Genomic DNA, 885 nt, shown 5'->3' with positions numbered 1-885 from the left:
CTGGAAATACTAGCCGTTTCCGGCGTCGTAGTTTGCCAGATGGCTGTGTGCATTACCGACAACCCCCCCTCTGTTCCCCCTTCCTACCTAGCACCGCAGCCATCTGACACACCTAGCAACTTACACACACACAACTAGAGCAGGCGGCTTCAGCAACTTCGTAGCACTGAAACCGCAGATTGACCGACCTGGCACCGCTCGATACGAGGCCAGTCCGAAGAAGGGTAGGGGGAAGGGAAGAAGGAATGAGCCAGCCCGCACGGCAGTCCGTCTCCACACCCAGCGCCACCAACACGGCAGGAACCTTCGGGCTCCTACTGGCGACTCTGGGGGTCCTCGTGGTGGTCGGCGCTCAGCGGCTCCCGGCGGGCACGCTGGACCGGGCCCTCGCGCAGAACCTGCACCTCGTCCGCTGGGCCGCCGTCCTCGTCCTCGTCCCCGGCGTCCTCATGGGCCTGGGCGACTTCCTCCGGGTGCGCAAGCGCAGCTACCACCCGCCGTCGCTCCGCGTCCAGGTGGCCCGCAGCAGCCTCTATGGCTGCCTCCTTACGGCCGCCCAGTCCCTCGCGCTCTTCAGCCTTTACCCGCGGCCACTAGCCGACCTCGCGCACCTCGGTTGGTGGGCCCTCATGCCGCTGGCGTTCGCGGGCGCCTACGCCGCCTGCTTCTGGCCACTCCTCTTCCGGCCCCGCGTCTTCAGGGTGCGCGAGCTGCAGCCCTTCGCCACCAAGGCCAAAGCGCTCCTCTTCACCAACGACTTCCTCATTGGGAAGAGGGGAGGGGAGTGGAACACACTCGAGGGAGACCCGGACTGGGAGATCATCCCGGAGCTCGCCATGTTCACCAACATCTACTGCCTCGGCGGCATCGGCTCCGGGAAGACGC

The 885-nt window shown here is 65.9% G+C and carries 1 protein-coding gene; it reads left to right on the top strand.

The window, feature by feature from the left end; genetic code table 11:
* Positions 1–245 precede the first annotated feature (245 nt).
* Positions 246–885, top strand: a 640-nt coding sequence (locus tag Q664_RS26290; protein ID WP_043401490.1) for a hypothetical protein, incomplete at its 3' end; no start/stop codon positions are given.

The sequence above is a fragment of the Archangium violaceum Cb vi76 genome (assembly GCF_000733295.1).
Taxonomy (GTDB): Bacteria; Myxococcota; Myxococcia; order Myxococcales; family Myxococcaceae; genus Archangium; species Archangium violaceum.
This window is presented reverse-complemented; position numbering and strand designations above follow the sequence as displayed.